A 19,825-nucleotide genomic window follows, 5' to 3' on the forward strand; every position below is an offset into this window, starting at 1 on the left:
CGACGACCTTCCGAGGAGGTGAGATGCCAGGCGGTTCGCTGCTCCAGCGCATGATTGCCCAGCTGTACCGACCCGGCGCGATTGCAGCGTTCGGTCGGCATCCCAAGCAGGCATCCAAGCATCATCCGATGCGTTTCGAATCGCTCGAGGCGCGCCTGCTGTTGAGCGCCGGGGAGGTGCTTGCCGTTCCGCCCTCGCATCTGCGGGAAGAAGTCGCTTCGCTCGGCCTCGCCGGGGTGTTCGAGCAGAACGTCGGCCAAGCGGATGACGAAGTGAACTTCATTGCGCGAGGGTTCGGCTACGAGCTTGCGCTGACGAGCCACGAAGTCATCATCGATTTCGATGCGCGGGCGGCAAACGCATCGCCTGCCAACGACGCGCTCCCGGACCTCGCGCCGCTTCGCATCCAATGGCTCGACGCACAGGCGCCGCGGTCGGTCGGCGGCGCCGACCCCCAAAAGGCCGTAGTGAACTATCTCGATACCGCGGATCCGCAGCGATCCGTCGTCGGCGTCCCGATTTTCGGCGAGGTGCACTACGAGGATGTGTACGACGGAATCGACCTGCGCTTCTACGAACGCGACGGCTTCATGGAATTCGACTGGATTGTCGAGGCGGGCGCGGACCCGAACGACATCCGGCTGGGTTACGACGGAGCGAGCGACCTGTCACTGGACGCATCCCGCCAACTGTTGATCGCTACGTCGCGGGGCGCGCTGGTGCAGCGCGCGCCGGTGCTGTTTCAGACGATCGACGGCGAACGTGTCGCCGTGGAGGGGGCATACCGCATCGATTCCGAGGGTGTCGTCAGCCTGGAGGTCGGTCACTACGATCTCGCCAGGCCACTCGTGATCGACCCTGTGCTCGACTTCCAGCTACTTGTCGACGGCAATGACCTCGATTCCATCGCGGGGGTCGTCACCGACGCGACCGGCGCCATCTATGTCACCGGGTCCACCAATTCCCTCGATTTTCCGGTGACACCGGGTGCATTTCAGGAGGTCTTCGCGCCGCCCTCGCGCACGAACGACGCGGCCTTCGTCACCAAGATCGACCCCGACGGCACGATCGTCTGGTCCACGTACATCGGGCGGGCCAACACTGATCCCGATCGAATCGTACAGCTCGAAGGCGTCGATCTGGCGCTGGACGCCGAAGGCAACGTCTACATCGCCGGCTCGCAATTCGACGAAACGCTGTTCGCAAGCGAATTCAACGGCAACGACAACATCTGGATCGCCAAGCTCGACAGCACGGGCGCGTTCCTTCACTACGACGCCGTCATTCCAGGCAAGGGCAGCGACTTCGGCGCCGGGCCGCATGCGGACGATATTGCAACGAGCATTACCGTGGACGCCGACGGCCGTGCCTATGTTTCCGGTTTCACGAGCTCAACCGATCTGCCAGTAACTGTGGACGCGGCGGACGATACGCTCGGGGAGGGCGGCGACCCCGATCAGTTCGACGCGTTCCTCGCAATTCTGGCGCCGAACGGCGAGGTTTCCCAACTGACTTACCTGGGCGGCAGCCAGAACGACTTCGCCTGGGGCATCGAGCTGGACGAGCTCGGCAATGTGGTGATCGGCGGTTCGACCGCCTCCCCCGATTTTTTCGTGACGCCTGGCGCCGTGCGTCAAGCCAATGTTTCGCAGGACGGCCAGATTCGGGCCGACGGCTTCGTCTCGATCTTCGATCCGATCCAAAGAAGGTATGCTTATTCCACATTGCTCGGCGGCGGTCTGGACGACTTCGTCAACGCAATCGACGTGAGCGGGGGCGATGTGTATCTCGCCGGAACGACGTCGTCGGGCGATTTCCCAATCGTAGGTGAAGGCTTGACGACGCCTGTGGGCGGGGACGAATCGGCCTTCGTTGCGCGGTTGTCACCGAAGCTGAGCGAGCCCGAGTCGACGGCGCTGGTCTTCGCAACAATTCTGGGCGGGTCCGATCCGGACGCAGCCTCAGCCATCACGGTGGACGCGAGTGGACAGATCCACCTCGGCGGCCGAACACTTTCGCGTGACTTTCCGCTGGTCGATCCGCATAAGTCCCAAATCGGCGAAACGGCCACAGGGCCGCAATGGGATGGCTTCGTTGCGCGTCTATCGGCGGACGGAGCGCATCTCATCTTCTCGACCTATGTCGGCAACGAAGACGGCAACCTGGAGGATTTGATCACCGGCATCGCAGCCGACCCGAGCGGCCGGACCATCGTAGCGGGCAGTTCTGTGGTCAACTTCCTTGGCCAGACCGAGCACTCGTTCATCGCCGCCTTCGGCGTGCGCAGCGTCGTGATAGGACGGTCGTTCGATATCTCGGTCGGGGTGCCGTTCACCGGCGTCGTCGCCACCTTCGATGTCGTGAATCCGTTGCTGGAGGCCGAGCACTATGAAGCCACGATCGACTGGGGCGATGGCACCACCTCGCCCGGCGAGCTGATTAAGCGCACGGGCTTCGGAACGTTCGGCAGCGATGCGTTCGAAGTCATCGGCACCCACACGTACAGCGAGCTCGGCGCATATCCGATCGTCGTGCGGGTCGCAGGTCTGCAGTCCGACGGCCCGGTCAGCAACATCAACGTCAGTCAGTTCCCAGGCAGCCAATCGGAACCACTCGTGGCTCGGGACGTGCGCTTCCCCCTAGCATCCAGTCAGCCCCTGTTCCTGACTGCACTGGACGAGAGCCTTCTGGTCGGCGAGGACGTGGCGGGCTTGTTTACCGCCCAAAGCCGGGATGGGGGCCGTACCTGGTCGCCCAGGATCATCGCGGATGGAAGCGACGGACTGCCGAACGCGAGGAGTATCGGTGCATCCGCATTCGGTACGATCGGTGGCATCATCCTGGCCTACGCCGGCGCGGACGGGAATAGTGTCGTCGCGACCGTGAGCAGGGATGGCGGGCAGACGTTCGGCGACGCGACCGAGTTGTTCTCCGCGGGAACCGGAGCCCCGAGCGGGGCGGCTATCGGTTCGATCGCGGTTGCCGCGCCACCGGTCGTGGGTCCGGTCAGCTTCTGGGTCGCATTCAACGATCTGGACCAAAACGTCGTGCATGCGATAGCGGTGCGCGAGACGTTCGGGGGCCTGGAAGTGATCGAGGACCACACAATCCACGTCGTGGCCGATGGCCACATCCCCGGGCCCGTCAGCATCGCTATCGGCCCCGACGGTCATGTGGCCTTGTTCTGGCAGGAAAGCACCGGTCCCGGTGCGGCTTCCGGATCGGTCTACGTCGCGACCCACGATGGCGTCGGCTTCCATACGTTCTCTGCGCCCATCCGCCTCGGCACCACCCGATTTCCGGTACCGGAATTGCTCGGGCCCGCGTTCCAACTGACGTGGGATGTTGGTGGCGAAAGCCCGCATCGGGGGCGACTTTACGCCGCGGGGTATGACATCGGCGAGATCCCGGGGGATCCGCCAGTCAACCGCGGGTTGGATGTGTTCGTTCTGTATTCCGATGATCATGGCGCAACTTGGAGCAGTCCCGTGGTCGTCAACGACGACGAAACGAGCGCGGCCCAGTTCCTGCCATCGGTTGCCATCGATCCCCTCAGCGGCCAGGTGGCTGTCGGCTGGTACGATGCGCGCGAAAGCGAAGGTGATGAGGAAACCCGCTACTACGTGGCCGTCAGCACCGACGGCGCACAAACCTTCGGAGCCAATGTCGCGGTAAGCAGCGCCCTCTCCGATGCCAACAACCCGGATCTGACCGACATTGGTTTCGCTCTCGGCCGCGGCCGACTGTCGTCGTTGGCGTTCAACGCAGGGGTACTGACGCCGGTTTGGGCGGACAACGGCCTGTCGGTGATCGGCCGCTCCGACCCGCCGCACTACGAGATTCTGACCGCCGTCATCGGCGTCGCATCCGTATCGGTCGCGCCGGTGCAGATCCGCCCGAACGGCATCGACGTCATTCTCGATGAATCGTTCAGCGGCCAGGTCGCCACGTTCACCCACAACGATCCGACTCGCACCCCCGATGAATTCGAAGCGTTGGTCTCGTGGGGCGACGACCCGGCCGTGCTGACCGGCGGCGAGATCACGCAGCCGGACGGACCGGGCACGCCGTTCGTGGTCACGGGGACGCATAGTTACGAGCGGACGGGAGCCTTCCCGCTGCAGGTGGCGATTCGTGACCTGACCAACGATGTGTTGGCGACGCCATCGAGCAACGTGACGGCGCGCCCTGGATCGCAGACGCAGGGGTCGATCGCGATCGACCCGACCAACCCCGATCGCGTGGTTGCCGTCGGCGCGGATGCGGACGGGGTGGTTGTGTCGGTAAGCGGCGATGGCGGCGCAACGTGGTCTTCGCGTTTGCTCGATGCCACCCAGCTTCCGCCCGGCTTCTCCGCAGATGGCCTGTTCGATCCGGTCATCGCGTTCGACCGTTTCGGAAACCTGTACATGGCCGTCGTCGACATTGTGGAGAACGCCACTCTGCTGCTGGCGAGCGCCGATGGCGGTGCGCTGTTCGATCATTTCCTGGGGATTGCTCCGCCCGCCTTGGGAAACCCCCCGGTGCTGGCGACCGGTCCGGGAACGGGCGGCTTCGGGGATACCGTCTGGTTCGGCGTGGAACTCTTGCTTGTTTCGGAAGAGCAAACGAATTCGATGCTGTTCGAAGTCGTCCACGTTCCAGTGTTCGGACGCGGCCTGTTCGGGGACAGCTCGACCGTTCAGCTCGTGGAGCCTGCAGCCGTCGATGTGCCGGGAACATTCCAGTTGGGCGACATCGAAGTGGGCCCCTACGGCGAAGTCGTCCTGAGCTATCTGACGCCCGGTTTTTCCGATGGGGGCGTGACGGCCGTCATGTCGATGGTGGACCCGGACGGTCTCGGACCTGCGCCGTTCGAGGCTGCGCTGATCGGCACGACGGGCACCGGTGGATTCCAGCTCATCCCGCCGCAGGATGCTCTGGGAATCAGTGCCCGGCCTCGACTCGCCTGGGACCGCGCTGGAGACTCGAGTCACTTCTACCGGCTGTATGCGGTATTCACCACGACTCCCATTGGCGCAGCCAGTCACGCGACGACACCCGCGATCAGCTGGTCGGACGACGGCGGTCGCACCTGGGAGCTCGAACCCGCCCTGCTGGATACCGCGTATCCCGATCGGTTCGGCTTCTATCCCGATGTCGCTGTCGATCAGGCAAGTGGTGCCGTCGCGGCAGGTTGGTATGGATTCAGCGAAGCGGACGGGATGGAATCGACCCGTTATCACGTATCGACGTTCCGGGATGTCGACATCCTGGAATCGGCCGCCGTTACCGTCAGTCCCGGTTTGACCACCGCCTCGACACCTTCTCAGGACGAGCTCGCCCGGTTCACCCAGTACGGACGGTTTTCATCGCTGGCGCTTGCCGGGGGTGTGGTACAGCCGATTTGGTCCGATGGCTCCAATCGGCTGGGCGGCGAAGGGGACGCGCCGCGCTTCGAGTTGGCCAGCGCCCGCCTGGGTGTCGCGCGTGTGACGCCCGAACCGCTCACCTTTCTGCCGATCGAGCAGGAAGTCGTCGAAGGCAAAGTGCAGCGTATCGAGTTCGCGCGCTTCATCGATCCGCAACCCGGACCGTTGGAGCTCTATCACGCCGAAATTCTGCTGACCGTCGGCGTCGAGACGCAAACGATCGTCGGACTGGTGCTGCAAGAAAGCAATGGCGTCTACTCGATTGCAGCCGACGCGGCGCCGCCGTTGAAGGGCGACTACGACTACGTGGTGCTGATCAACACTCCGAGCGGCAAAGACGTAACCTCGGGTACGCTCCACATCGAGGATGCGCTCGTCATTCTGATCGGTCTGAGTGAACGGGTCATCCAGAACGAGCCGTTTTCGGCGTCTGTCGCAAAGATGTTCGACGCCAATATTTTCAGCAACGCATCGCAGTTCTCGGCAGCTATCGACTGGGGGGACGGGACCCAGTCTGCCGGCGCATTCCTGCAAGCGGTTTTCGAAGGCGATGTCCAGCGCTACACGATCATCGGGGACCATGTATACACGGAGGAGCGGCCCTACGAGATATCGATCGTCGTGACGGAGAACGACGGCACGATGTTCACTGCGAGCGGTGTCATCACTTCCCGTGATCCCGGCTTGACGCCATCAGGAAAGAGCTTCGGCGGCGCGCTGCAAGGCGTCTCGATCGGCGAGGCGATACTCGGCATTTTTTCCACGGCGAGTCCGGATCCATCGCCCCTGTTCGACATTTCGCCGCTGCAAACCGGGCTTGCGGCTACAGGTATCCCGGTGTTGGACACCGACGTCGATGCCTACAGCGCGCAGATCGACTGGGGCGACGGTACGCCGGCAGAAAGCGGAAGCGTGACGGTGGATGCGCTCGCCGGAACGGTCACGGTGAGCGGCGACCACACGTACGCGGTCGGCGGCACGTTCGAGGCGATCATCGTCCTGCGCGACGATAGCGGTGGCGAGTTCCTGACGACGGCCGTATTCGAGGTCGCGGGCCTGGCGAACGACGAGGTGCTGGTCGAAACCACCGGTGTCGTGCTGAATTCCGCGACCGGCGCGTGGGTCGGCGAGCTGCGCGTGCGCAATGCTTCCGCCCTCCCCTTGTCGGGGCCGCTGCACGTGCGGGTGACGAACCTGCCCGATGGGGTTACGCTGACCAATGCGCAAGGGTCGACGGCCGAAGGCGATCCATTTCTGTACGCCAACGTTGCCAACATCGCACCGGGGGAATTGAGCGCGCCGCTCGAGCTGGTCTTCTCCAACCCCGGCGCGATCGCACTCGACTACAGCGTGGATGTGTTCGCCGGCGGCATGGCGATCGATGGCGGGGCGATAGGCGGCGCGGGTCTTGCCTCGCTGGCCTTCGAGTCGAACCGGGGTCAGAGCGACGAGTCGGTCGATTTTGTCGCGCGCGGTTCGGGCTATGCCATCTTCCTGACCGGCGCCGGCGCCGTGGTCGCCTTGCAAGGCGTAGATGAGTCGCAGGACAGCGCGGCGGTGCGCATGCAGTGGGTTGACGGCAACAACGACCCGACAGTCGTCGGCATCGATGCGCAGACCGGCGTCAGCAACTACCTCATCGGCGACGATCTCGACGCCTGGATCACGGACGTTCCGAACTATGCCCGCGTCGAGTATCGCGACGTGTACGAAGGCATCGATCTCGCGTATTACGGGCGCGACGGGGCGCTGGAGTACGACTGGATCGTCGATCCCGGCGCGGACTATGGCGCGATCCGCATGGGTTACAGCGGCATCGATGGCTTGCGCATCGATGCGTCGGGTGACCTCATCCTGAGCGTCGGCGACACCGAGCTGGTGCAGAAAGCGCCCTATGCGTATCAGCGCATCGGCGACGTGATCCACGTGGTCGACAGCACTTTCGTGCTGCTCGACGATGCCACGGTCGGATTCGCGGTCGGTGCCTACGATCCCGCTCTGCAACTGATCATCGATCCGGTGCTCGCCTATTCGACTTTCTTCGGCGGCTCGGCGCACGACACGGCGCAGGCCGTGGCCACCGACGCCGCGGGTAACACCTATGTCGCCGGGCGCTCGGCCTCGGCGGACTTCCCGCTGGAGCAGGCGTTCGATCCCGAGAACGCGCTTGCCGGCATCTTCGGGCGGATGGACGCAGTCGTCGTCAAGTTGGGCGCCGACGGGCTGCCGATCTACTCGACCTACCTCGGTGGGCGGCTTGGCGACGAGGCCTACGGGCTCGACGTGGATGCAGTGGGCAACGTTTACGTGGTCGGAACGACCAGTGCCGAGGATTTTCCGACGACCGCGGGCGCTTATCAGGAGGAACGCAGAGGCACGGCCGCGCAGGGCTTCGTCGTCGGGCTCGCGGCAGGCGGCGACGAGCTGCTGTTCGCGACCCTGGACGGCGTCTTCGGCCAGAGCCGCGTGCTGCGCGATGTGAAGCTCGGCGCCGACGGCAATCTCTACGTGACCGGCATCACATCGACTCTCGGGCGTCCGGACGGCGGGTTCATCGCGGTGTACTCGGGCGACGGTTCGGCACGGATCGCGGTTCGGCCGATCGGCGGCCTCGGCGATACGCGGCCGACATCGCTCGACGTCGACGACAGCGGCGCGGTGTTCGTCGCGGGCAGCACCGAAGCTTCGAATCTCGCGACTCCCGGCGCCCTGCAATCGGAACCGCGCGCTACCGATGCCTTCATCGCCCGTTTCGACAACCTGCTGGCCGATCAGGTGTTCGCGACCTACTACGGCGGTTCGCGCCGGGATGTCGCGATGGACATCGCGCGCGATCGCGATGGCAATCTCGTCATCGTCGGACAGACCGAATCGGCGGATTTTCCGACCCATGATCCCTGGCAGGCGGGACGGCTGGGCGAGATGGATGCGTTCGTTCTTCGCCTCGCCCCCGACGGCTCGGCAGTGCTCGACGCAACCTACTTCGGCGGCACCGACGACGATCTTGCCCGGGCCGTGGCAGTCGATGCCAACAATCGCGTGGTGTTCGCAGGTCAGACCGCGTCGGCCGATTTTCCGCTGATGCGGCCGCTGCAGTCCACGTTCCGCGGCGGGCCGCTCGGAACGACCGGGCCGCTCGTGCAGGACGCCTTTGTCGCGGTGCTGGACCTCGACAGCAACGACGTCGTGTTCTCGACTTTCCTCGGCGGCACGCACGCGGATCACATCGCGGCCGTGGCGGTTGGCGAAGACGGCATGCTGCACCTCGCCGGGCAGACCCGCGCCGCAGACCTGCGCCTGGTGAATGCGCCGCAGAGCGGGTATGGAGGAAACAGCCGTCTCTTCTCCTACGGCGACATGATGATCGTACGGATCGATCCGGCGGCCGACGCGCTGCCGTCGCTGAACGCGGTCGCTGTCAATGCGATCGAAGGCATCGCCTTCGACGGACCGGTGGCCATCTTCAGCGATCGCGACGACGACACTGCCGGCGACTATCAGGCCGTGATCGATTGGGGCGACGGCGCGGTCAGCGACGGTACGGTGGTCGGCGCGGACGGCAGCTTCACCGTCCTCGGCCAGCATCTTTACGAGCGCTACGGCGCCTATCCGTTGCGCGTCACGCTCACCGACAAAAACGGCACGAGTGTCACCGCGTCGGGGCAGGCGGTCTCGGCGGCGAGCGGTGTGCTGCGCTATGCGATCGATGTCGATACCGCTTCGCTGGCGGGCATCGAAGGGGCGATCCGCCTGCAGTTCAATCCAGGCCGGGGCACGGGCCTCGCGGCGACGGCGACGATCGCCGGGTTCAGCGGTGGCGTGTTGCTCGGCGCGGAGTCGCTCGAAGGCGACGTCGCGGGCAACCTGGCCGCGGGATTGACGTTCGACAACAGCACGACCTTGAACCAGTACACCGAGGGCATTCGCTTCGGCGACACGTTGTCGTTCACGCTGGAGCTGACCGGGCCGGCGCTCGATCCGGCGTCGTTCTCGCTGCTCGGATCGAGTTTTGCATTGCAGTTGCTGGGCAGCGATGGCGCGACCGCGTTGCTCTCGGACGATACCTCCGGTGCCGTGATGCGTGTCGACCTGGCACCGGCCGGGTCGGCGCAGCTCGTTAATCTTGCCGCCGCCGACACCCTGCGCTTCGGCTTGCTCGCTCGAGCGAACGTGGCGGATGCACCGATCGCCGCGCAGGAAGTCCCGATCGCCGTTACCGAGGATGCGACGTTCACTGCGCGAATTGCAACCTTCACCGACAGCAATCCCTTCGGTTCGATCGACGAATTCAGCGCGCGCATCGATTGGGGCGATGGCACGCAATCCCAAGGCGTGATTACCGAAACCGCGCCGGGTGCATATGCGGTGGCGGGTACGCACCGCTACCAGGAAGCAGGCCAGTATGCCCTGATCACCACGGTGACCAGCAGCGGCGGGCAGATCGCGGTCACCTCGCCGGGTGCGACCTCGGCGCTCGCCGGTTTGCAGGCCGCTCGCGTGGTCGTGCCGGCGGCCGCGGCAGGCGATCTCGATAACGACGGAATTCTCGATCTGGTGACCACGCGCGTGGCGAGTCTCGGGCGCGGCGACGGTTCGTTCGAGGCGCCGATCGCGCATGGTGCGCTGTTCACCGAGGGCGTCGCGGTTGCGGATTTCGACGGCGACGGCAACCTCGATATCGTCGGACATGAGCGCCGCGCGAGCGGCGGCGTGCTGACCGTTCTGCTCGGCAACGGGGACGGCAGTTTCAGCATCCTGGGCGAGCGCGCGACGCCGAACCCGCAGAGTTGGTTGCTGTTGACCGACGATCTCGATCGCGACGGCAACGCCGACCTCGTCATTGCGGCACCGAGCGGGTACAACGCGATCCCGATCCTGTTCGGCAACGGCGATGGCAGCTTCGGCACGACCGGCACCCTGACCGATTACCTGATGCTGCCGACGCCATTGCAAGCCAACGTGCCCGAGCTGGCGGATGTCGATGGCGACGGGCGCAACGATCTGGTGGTGCGTGGTGTAGTCTTCGGAGACACGCTGGTGTTCCTCAATCAGGGCGACCGGACGTTCCAGGCGTTGCCCGCGCTCACCGGTTTCAGGGGCTTGGCGGGAGACGTGAGCGGCGACGGCATCGTCGATCTGGTCTCGGATGACGGCCGGCTGCGCATCGGCAACGGCGACGGCAGCTTCGGCGATGCGGCGCCACTGATCACGTCGAGCGGGGAATCGATCACTTCGGTGACGGCGCTCGCCGACCTGAACGGCGACGGCGCATTGGACCTGCTCGGTACCGCGACCATCAGCCTGCCGCAGGTCGCGAGCTATTCGGCGGTGCGCACGGCGCTGAACGACGGCAGCGGCGGATTCGACCCGCTCACGGCGTCCGCAGTCTACTCGTCGAGTCTCTTCACGGCGTCCACGGGCCAGATGCGTTTCCCGCTGCTCGGCGATTTCAACGCCGACGGACGAGTGGATCTGATCGATCGCAGTCAGGTATTGCTCGGGCTCGGCGACGGGACGTTCGCGGCGGCGCGGGTCCATGCGGCAGGGGCACCGGGTGGCGGAGCGCAGCCTCGCATCGTCGACGTCACGTCCGCGGACTTGAACCTCGACGGCATCGCCGATCTGATCGCCTTGAACGAATCCGTGAACGATCCGGCCGGGCTGATCGTATTCCTCGGCACGGCCAACGGCGAGTTCGAGCCGGCGCGTCGCTTCGACTACGGCATGGTGGTCGGCGGCAACGGCACGTTCAACGTGACGACAGCCGACTTGAACGCCGATGGCGCGCCCGACGTGCTGGTCGGCTTCTCGGGTACGAGCGCAAGCGGAGGGCTGGGGCGACTCAGCGTTCTGTTCGGTCAGAAGGACGGCGCCGGCAAAGCGACCGGTGATCTCGGCGCGCCGGCGGTCTACAACCTCTCGGGCGAAGTGCGCGTGTACGCGGTGGGGCAGTTCAATGCCGACAATTTGCCCGACGTATTGATCGCACGCGGCGTGGCGAACGTGCTGTTGCGCAACGATCCGAGTCAGCCCGGCCGGCTGCTGGTGCCGACCGGGTCCATCGGCATCACGGGCTCGAGCTTCATCCACGCGGTCGGCGACATCAACAACGACGGCGCGCTCGATCTGGTCGCACCCGGCGGTGCGGCACGCATCCACGTGCACCTGGGCCGCCTCGGGACGGACGGGCTGCCCAACGGACAGTTCATCAGCTCGCCGGTCGTCACCCAGTTGGATCTCAACGCCCTGGCGAGCGCGCTGGGCGATCTGAATGGCGACGGCACGCTCGACCTGGTGACGATGCACGAGCTCACCAGCGGCAACGATCTGATCGGAGTTCGCTTCGGCGTGGGCGACGGCACGTTCGGTGCAGGAGTCGACTATCCGGTGGCGGTGGATGCGTTCGACTTTTCCGGCTTCGACGATCTGCTGCTGCAGGACATCGACGGCGACGGCCGGCTCGACGTCGTGGCCGAGCGCGCCAATCCGGACCTGGTCACGGTGCTGGCGAATCGCGGCGGCGGTGTGTTCGGGCCGGCGATCACCTACGCCAACGGCGCAGCCGACGGCACGGGCTTCGCGCTCGCCGTGGACGACTTCAACGGCGACGGGGCCAACGACATCGCCACGGCAAACGGCTCGCTCAACACCTTCAGCGTGCTTTTCAATGCCTCGGTGCTGACCGGTGCGACGGTGCAGGAAACGAACGACGCGCCGGCCTTCACCACGACCCCGCCCAACCGCGCCATCGCGGGGGAAGTCTACGAACATCTGCTGCGCCTGGACGACAGCGACGAAGACGACGCGCCGGAGGACCTGACGCTCTCGGCCCCGACCTTGCCGGCGTGGCTGCAGATGATCGACCATGGCGACGGCACTGCGACATTGAGCGGCACGCCCGCGCTTGCCGATCTGGGCGAGCACGCGGTCGAGCTTCGCGTCACCGACCCGCAAGGCGCCGAGACCGTATTGGCATTCGTCATCACCGTGGTCGAAGGCAATGCGGCGCCGGCCTTCGCATCTTCGCCGTTGCTCGCGGTCGATGAACGAGCGCCCTACCGCTACGAGATCGCGCTGACCGACTCCGACACCGGGGACACGCCCGTCGTCGTTGCCGAGTTGCTGCCGTCATGGTTGACGCTCGCGCAAGACGCTTCCGGAAACTTCGTGCTGGCGGGCGAACCGGGCTCCGGCGATATCGGCGTGCACGCCGTCACGCTGCGTGCCATCGACCTGGCCGGCGCGTCGGTCATCCAGTCCTTCGACATCACGGTCGGCAACGTCAACGATGCGCCCGGCATCACGTCGGCCGCCGTGGTCGAGGCCGAAGAGAACCAGCCCTACGTCTACGTCGTCACGGCGATCGATCCCGATGCCGCCGACACGCTCACCTTTGCGCTCACGCAGCGCCCGCGCGGCATGTCGATCGATGGCGTAAGCGGGCGCATCGACTGGACGCCGGACGACGCCCAGGTGGGAGCGCAGCGCGTCGTCGTGCGCGTGACCGATGCCGCCGGACTGTTCGCCGAGCAGAACTTTCTCGTCGCTGTGACGAACGTCAACGATCCGCCGCTGTTCGATTCTTCGCCCGTGACCGATGCGCAATCCGGCCGCATCTATGTCTATCAACCGACCGTAAGCGATCCGGATGCGTTCGACGAAGCACTCCTGTCCCTGGTCGAAGGGCCGGCCGGCATGAGCCTGGACCTCGATACCGGCGTGCTCGGCTGGACACCGACGCGGGCGCAGCTCGGTGAGCACAGCATCGTCCTGCGTGCCGAAGATGCGGCCGGCGCGGTCGCGATGCAGGTCTTCACGCTGACCGTGACGCTCGGCAATGCGGCGCCTGCGATCGTGTCGCAGCCGCCGCTGCTCATCGACGAGCAGGTCGACTATCTCTACACGATCGAAGCGATCGACGAGGATCCGGAAGACACGGCGTTCACGTATGCATTGACGCTCGGCCCCGCCGGCATGCAGGTCGATGCGGACAGCGGCGCGGTCACGTGGCAGCCGCAGGCCGGCGATGTCGGTGTTCACGCGGTCAGCGTGCGAGTGGTGGATGCGCAAGGGGCGTTCTCCGAGCAGAACTATCTGCTCACGGTCGAGAACGTGAACGAAGGACCGCAGTTCGCATCGACCCCGCCCGGCACAGCGGTCGTGGGCGATCTGTACGTCTACGCCGCGGCTGCGACCGATCCCGATTCGGGCGATCCCCTGACCTTCTCCCTGCAAGACGCCCCCGATGACGTCGTCCTGCTGCCGTCGCAGGGGTTGCTGCTGTGGCGCCCGGGAAGCGCACAGGCCGGCATGCAATCGATCACTTTGCGCGTCGCCGATGCTTCGGGCCTGAGTGACGAGCAGACCTTCACGGTCGAGGTCACGGTGGCGGCGCAGAACCTGCCGCCAGTCGCGCAGGATGACAGCTACGCCCTGCCTGCGAACGAACCCTTCGTCGCCTCCGCCCCTGGCGTGCTCGCCAACGATACCGATGCGAATGGCGACCCCCTGACGCTACGTGTCTTGGAGCTGCCCGAGCACGGCGAGCTCATGCTCGATGCCTCCGGCGGATTCCGCTACGTTCCAGTGGCAGGTTTCAGCGGCGAGGACCGTTTCGTCTACGTCGTGAACGACGGCACTGCGGACTCCGCCGCGGCGACGGTGCTGCTCGACGTGCAGCCGGTGCAGATTCCGATCGACGTGCAGCTGCAGATCCTTGACTTCATGCGTGGGCCGGGACAGCCGGTGGACGTGCCCGCCGCGCTCGCCGGCGGGCTGCCGGTCACGCTCGTCGCCGAAGAGGCCGTGCAGCAGTTGCGCCTCGAAGTCCGCTATGACCCGGCGCTGCTGACCATCACCGGCGCGGCGCTGGCAAGCGGACTGCCCGAGGCGGCGAACCTGCAGGTCGATCTCGGCGCGCCGGGGCTGGCCGTCATCGATTTCGAGAGCTCGGTGGCATTGCCGGCCGGCAGCATCGATCTGCTCCGCCTGGAGGCCGAAGTGCCGCTTGGCGCGCAGTACGCGGCGCGCCACGTCTTCGAGGTCGCCCCGGTCATGGTCAACGACGTGCCGACTTCTGCGGAACCGGCCGCGGTACTGCACCTGGTCGGCTACCTCGGCGACGTCGACGGCGACGAGACCTATACGAGCGCGGACGTTACAGGCATACAGCAAATGGTGGTCGGCCTGATCGGTGCGTTCGACTTCTGGACCGGCGTGGACCCTCGGCTGGTGGCGGACGTGGACGCGAACGGCTTCATCACCTCGCGCGACGCCACCCGGGTCAACCAGGAGCTGGCCGGGATCGATCGACCGGAGCTGCCGCCGATTCCCGAACGCGATGTCCAGCCGGTCGCGGCGCCTGCCGAGCCGCCGGAGTCGTTCCGTGTAGCCGCGCTGACGCCGGGCGCCAGCGGCGTGCACGTGCGCTTCAATCGGGCGCTCGATCCTGACAGCGTCGCGATCTACGGCGACGCCACCGTGACCGCGGACGTGAGCCTCTGGGGCACGGCCACCGGCAGCGTGCGCGGCAGCCTGGTGCTCGACGCCGATCGCCTCGGCTTCACCTTCATCCGCAGCGCTGACGTGCTCGCTGCGGATACGTACACCCTGGACATTGCCGGCGGAGCGGCGGGCGTGCTCGCAATCGGCGCCGAACTGCTCGACGGGGATGCGGACGGCATTGCCGGAGACGGCTATCGCGCAGTGTTCCAGGTCGGCCCGCATGCTGGACCGCTCGTCGGCATCGCCGATCTGATGCGCGGTCCGGGCCAGCCGGCGGACGTACCCGCGACAAGCCACGGCATCGCCGTGCGCCTGCGCGATGGCGGCAATGTGCAGTCGATCGGCTTCGACCTGCGCTACGACTCCGGCCTGTTCGAAATTGGCAGCGTCGAGCGCGCCGCGAATCTGCCTGCCACGGCAGTCTTGAGCGTCACGCCGGCGGGCGCGGGACACATTCGCATCGAGCTCGACGGTCTCGGCGGCGAGGGCGCCAGCGCGTCCGACATCGTGCGGCTGATCGGCCGGGTGCCGCAGGACGCCTCTTACGGCACCGCGCATATTCTCGACATCGCGGGCGTCACGATCGACGGTGTAGCGGTGGCACATGCCGATGACGACGGCGTGCACGTGGTGGGGTATCTGGGGGATGCGGACCGCGATGGCGCGTACTCTTCGCTCGACGTGGAGCAGCTCATGCGCGTGATCGTGCGTCGCGACCCGGCCTTCGCCGCATGGCACGCCATCGATCCGGTGATCGTGGGCGACATCAACAGCAGTGGGTCGCTGACCGCGCTGGACGCCACCCGGCTGCAGCAGGAGGTCAACTACCTAACGGGGCATTTGGCCACCGATCGGCCGGAGATCCCGCCGTTGCCTGCAGTCCCGCGGGCCGGCACCGGCCTGGCAATGGCATTGGTCGGAACGCCGAGCTCCGCACCGGATACCATGCGGGCCGCCGCGGCGGGGGTCGAAGCGCCAGTGGCGAGCGAGCCGGTTGCGATACAAGCACAATCGATCGAAGCGCATCCACGGCGGTTGCCGCTGGAACCGCAACTGCAGCAACCGGATGTTCCCGATCCGATACGGGTCGACTGGCCGAATCGAGGCGAAGCCGACCGCACCGATGCCGTGCGATCACTGCAGGCGGCATTTGCGCGGACCAGCCCTGCGCTTGCAGTCTCACCCCACGCTCAAGCACCTTGGGTCAAGGGCTTCATCATGGGCGCGGAGAAGGCGATCGGCAGCAGCAATCCCAATCACGCCTTGCAAGTGCTGCTGCCCGTCGCGCCCCAATCCGCCATTGCCTTGACCGCAGGCAACACGGGCTAGCCGGCAATGGCGCCGGCGCCCTCGAATCCGCATTGCCGCCACGCCTCGTAGACGACCGCGGCAACTGCGTTGGCGAGGTTGAGACTGCGGTTCGAAGGCGCCATCGGCAGCCGGATGATGTGCTCGCCGGGGAACGTCTCCAGCACGGCTTCGGGCAGCCCGCGGGTTTCGGGACCGAACACGAACACGTCGCCCGGTTGGTACGTGGGGCCGCTGTACAAGCGCGTGCCGCGAGTCGACACGGCGAACCGGCGGCGGCCTGGCAGCATGCGCTCACAATCGGCAAGACTCGCGTGGATGAGTGTTCTCGCCTTGTCCTCGTAGTCGAGACCGGCGCGGCGCAGGCGCCTGTCGCTGAGGACGAAACCGAGCGGCTCGATCAGGTGCAGCCGCGCGCCGGTATTGGCGGCGAGCCGCATGATGTTGCCGGTGTTGGGCGGGATCTCGGGTTCGTACAGGACGATCTCGAACATGCGTCCGCCTGGGACCACCCCGTCCGCGACATTGCCGCGTCCCGCCCCTCCTCGACGAGGAGGGGAATGGTTCGTCGCCCGTGCGGAGGCCGGCGTTCGGCGCGAACTTGCGCCGCGCGCTGTGTGGTGCTTACTCGGTCGGTTGCGGAACGATGCGCAGGTACGGCTTCGGCGACTTCCACCCGCCGGGGAATTTTTCCTTCGCCTCGGCTTCCGCAACCGTCGGCAGGATGATGACGTCATCGCCCTTTTTCCAATCGCCCGGTGTCGCCACCTTGTGCTTGGCCGTCAGTTGCACCGAATCGAGGATGCGCAGGATTTCGTCGAAGTTGCGCCCCGAGCTCATCGGATAGGTGAGCATGAGCTTGATCTTCTTGTCCGGGCCGATCACGAACACCGAGCGCACGGTGAAGTTGTCCGCTGCGGTGCGCGACTTGGCGTCGCCGCTCGCGTTCGGATGGATCATGTCGTAGAGCTTCGCCACCTTCAGGTCGGTATCGCCGATCAACGGGAAAGTGACCGCCGCCCCCTGGGTTTCCTCGATGTCCTTGGTCCAGCGCTTGTGGTCATCCACCGAATCGACCGAGAGGCCGATCACCTTGCAGTTGCGCTTGGTGAACTCGGGCATCAGGCGGGCGACGCATCCGAGCTCGGTGGTGCACACCGGGGTGAAGTCCTTCGGGTGCGAGAAAAGAACCGCCCAGCTGTTGCCGATCCATTCGTGAAAGCGGATCGGGCCTTGGGTCGTTTCGGCGCTGAAATCGGGCGCGTCGTCGCCAATATGCAGTGACATGGTATTCGCCTCCTGTGCGGTTTGAAGAGAGCTGCGGGCTTTGAATGGCGGCCTGGCAGCGATCGGCTCGGGTGTGGATTCGGCCTGCGATAAGCCGGCGGCTGCGCTCTATGTGGCTTCGAGACCGCTTGGCCGCCGGCCGCGACTGCAGTTGCAGCGCAGTTCAATATAACAGAAGCATCCGGGCGCCAGCAGGACCAAATTCGCGTACGGACGCGCGCAAGCGCTGCGACGTCAGTTCGGCGCGGCAGGGGACCCCTGGCCGTTGGCTGCGCGCGGGCGGCGATTGGCGCGTGCCAGCAGCCGGAACAGCCGCTCGCTGGGGCCGCGGCGCATGGCTGCCGACGCCGGTAGCTGGCCGGCCATGAAGGCATCGATGACTACCGGGTGCACGTAGGATTTGCGGCAGATGGCCGGCGTGTTGCCGAGCTTGCTTGCGATCTCTGCCAGGACGCGTTTGACCTCGGCTCTGGCCTGGGTTTTCGATGCTGCCGGGCAGCGCTCGAGGCCCTGCAAGGCGGCGCGGGTCGCGTACCAGGTGCGAAAGTCCTTGGCGCTGAAGTCGTCGCCCGCGATTGCGCGCAGGTAGTCGTTCACGTCGGCCGAATCGATCGTGTGCAAGGCGCCGGTCTCGTCGGCGTATTGGAACAGCTCCTGCCCCGGCAGATCGAGCAGCCGCCGCACGACGCGGGCAAGCTTCGGTTCGGCGACCACCACCCGATGGGCAATGCCGCTCTTGCCGCGAAACTGGAACTGGATCTCGCTGCCATTCACGTCCACGTGTCGCGAGCGAAGGGTCGTCAGTCCGTATGAACCGTTCGCGCGCGCGTATTCTTCGTTGCCGATGCGAATCAAGGTGGAGTCGAGCAGGCGCACGATCAGTGCCAGCACTTTCTCGCGCGGCATGCCGGGGAGCGCGAGATCGGCGGCAACCCGGCGCCGAATAGCGGCAAGGGCTTTGCCGAACGCGCGCAGGCGGGCGAATTTGTTCGCGTCGCGCACGGCAACCCAGTCCTGGTGATAGATGTACTGCTTGCGCCCGCGCGCATCGCGTCCGGTTGCCTGCACGTGGCCGTTCTCCCGGGCGCAGATCCATACCTCGCGCCATGCGGGCGGAATCGCGAGCGTGCGGATGCGTGCGAGGGTATCCTTGTCCCTGATCGCGCGCGCGTCGGCGTCGAAATAGCTGTGCCCCTTGCCGCATGCGCGGCGGCCGATCCCCGGTTCCAGATCGCTCACGTAGCGCAGTCCCGCCACCCTCGCCGCGCGCGGCGGTGCGAGCTGCGTCGTGGGCACGCGCGGCGGGGGCGGCGCCCGCAAGATGCCCGGAACCGCGGCCGGGTCGTGCGCCAGCGCCATTCTCGCCCGGAGCAGTTGTTTTCTGCCGCGGCCGCTGTGGCCGGCCGTGCTCGTCGCGCTGGTTTGCATGTGTCCCCGCCGGGATGGTTCGAAATGCAGGAGGGCCATCGCAGCGATCGTGCCAGGATGCGATGTGCCCCCCGGAGCGTGCTGGCGCGCCGCCCCGGTTTCGCTATCCCGCCGCAGGTGGCAAAGGCTATATAAGCCGCCGAGCGTCCCGAAAGGAGCTACTACAGGCGGGACAAGGCCATACCCATACAGTCGCCGGGTTTTCCCGGAAGGCGCTACTCGGTGCGCGGATAGCCGGCTGCGTAGCGGTGGCGGATGGCGACGATCAGCACGCAGTCGTCGAGCTCCAGGTGGCGATAGAGGGCGACGTAGCCGGTGCGGCCGCGTGAAACGACGCGCTCGCGCAAGCCTTCTTCCGCCGGGCGGCCGAGCGCGGGGCGGGTCGCGAGCTCGCTCATGGCCGCTGCGATGAGCGCTACCGAGTTGGCGGCAAGGGTCGGATCGTCGGCTTCGAGCTCGACACAGATGCGTTCCAGGTCGGCAAGCGCGGCCGCGCTGTACGTGACCTTGCCGAACGCCTGCAGCTTTGGCTGTGGCACCTCGACATTCGCGGCGCGACCGGTAAAGTACCGCTCGACGTCGGCGGCCGCGTAACCGGTGCGGGATGCCAGCGCCGCAGACTCGGCATCGAGCGCGGCGAGAACCAATGCGCTGCGATCCTCGCGCAGCCGCGCCTGCGCATCGAGCGCTTCCTGCATGAAGGCATGGGGCGACTTTCCCCGATGGGCATTCGCATCGGACATGAGCAGTGCTCGTTTGCGGCGCGAGGGGTCGAGCGTGAGACGATACCACCCACGGGCATGATGGAGGCGATTGCGATGAGCGGCTGCGATTCCTTGACGAGCCACCAGGCCGCGCTGGCGCGCCACCAGGAGGCGCTGGCGCGC

Annotated in this window: 5 protein-coding genes; 1 reads left to right on the top strand and 4 read right to left on the bottom strand. The window is 66.1% G+C overall.

Going from position 1 to position 19,825, the window contains the following annotated elements; translation table 11 throughout:
* Positions 1 to 23: 23 nt before the first annotated feature.
* Positions 24 to 16,244, top strand: coding sequence for a tandem-95 repeat protein (locus GEV05_08785; protein ID MPZ43482.1), 16,221 nt, complete (start codon positions 24 to 26; stop codon positions 16,242 to 16,244).
* Here GEV05_08785 and GEV05_08790 read toward each other — a convergent pair.
* The 4 genes from GEV05_08790 to GEV05_08805 form a co-directional block, all read right to left on the bottom strand.
* A complete protein-coding gene (locus tag GEV05_08790) occupies positions 16,241 to 16,717 on the bottom strand; it encodes a tRNA (uridine(34)/cytosine(34)/5-carboxymethylaminomethyluridine(34)-2'-O)-methyltransferase TrmL (protein ID MPZ43483.1) in 477 nt (158 codons plus the stop codon). The two genes, GEV05_08785 and GEV05_08790, sit on opposite strands and share 4 nt — an antisense overlap.
* 130 nt (positions 16,718 to 16,847) lie before the next feature.
* The gene (locus GEV05_08795) at positions 16,848 to 17,510 is read right to left on the bottom strand and encodes a redoxin domain-containing protein (protein MPZ43484.1); all 663 of its coding nucleotides are present in this window, start codon (positions 17,508 to 17,510) and stop codon (positions 16,848 to 16,850) included.
* 234 nt (positions 17,511 to 17,744) lie between these two features.
* A complete protein-coding gene (locus GEV05_08800; GenBank protein MPZ43485.1) occupies positions 17,745 to 18,869 on the bottom strand; it encodes a DNA topoisomerase IB in 1,125 nt (374 codons plus the stop codon).
* A 284-nt stretch (positions 18,870 to 19,153) separates the two neighbouring features.
* Positions 19,154 to 19,636: a hypothetical protein gene (locus tag GEV05_08805; GenBank protein MPZ43486.1), complete on the bottom strand. Its 483-nt coding sequence runs from the start codon at positions 19,634 to 19,636 to the stop codon at positions 19,154 to 19,156.
* Positions 19,637 to 19,825 lie beyond the last annotated feature (189 nt).

Source organism: Betaproteobacteria bacterium (assembly GCA_009377585.1).
Lineage (GTDB): Bacteria > Pseudomonadota > Gammaproteobacteria > Burkholderiales > WYBJ01 > WYBJ01.

Coding starts and splice junctions, on each gene's coding strand:
- GEV05_08800 (MPZ43485.1), bottom strand. CDS start 18,869: ATGGCGCTGGCGCACGACCCGGCCGCGGTTCCGGGCATCTTGCGGGCG.
- GEV05_08795 (MPZ43484.1), bottom strand. CDS start 17,510: ATGTCACTGCATATTGGCGACGACGCGCCCGATTTCAGCGCCGAAACG.
- GEV05_08805 (MPZ43486.1), bottom strand. CDS start 19,636: ATGCAGGAAGCGCTCGATGCGCAGGCGCGGCTGCGCGAGGATCGCAGC.
- GEV05_08785 (MPZ43482.1), top strand. CDS start 24: ATGCCAGGCGGTTCGCTGCTCCAGCGCATGATTGCCCAGCTGTACCGA.
- GEV05_08790 (MPZ43483.1), bottom strand. CDS start 16,717: ATGTTCGAGATCGTCCTGTACGAACCCGAGATCCCGCCCAACACCGGC.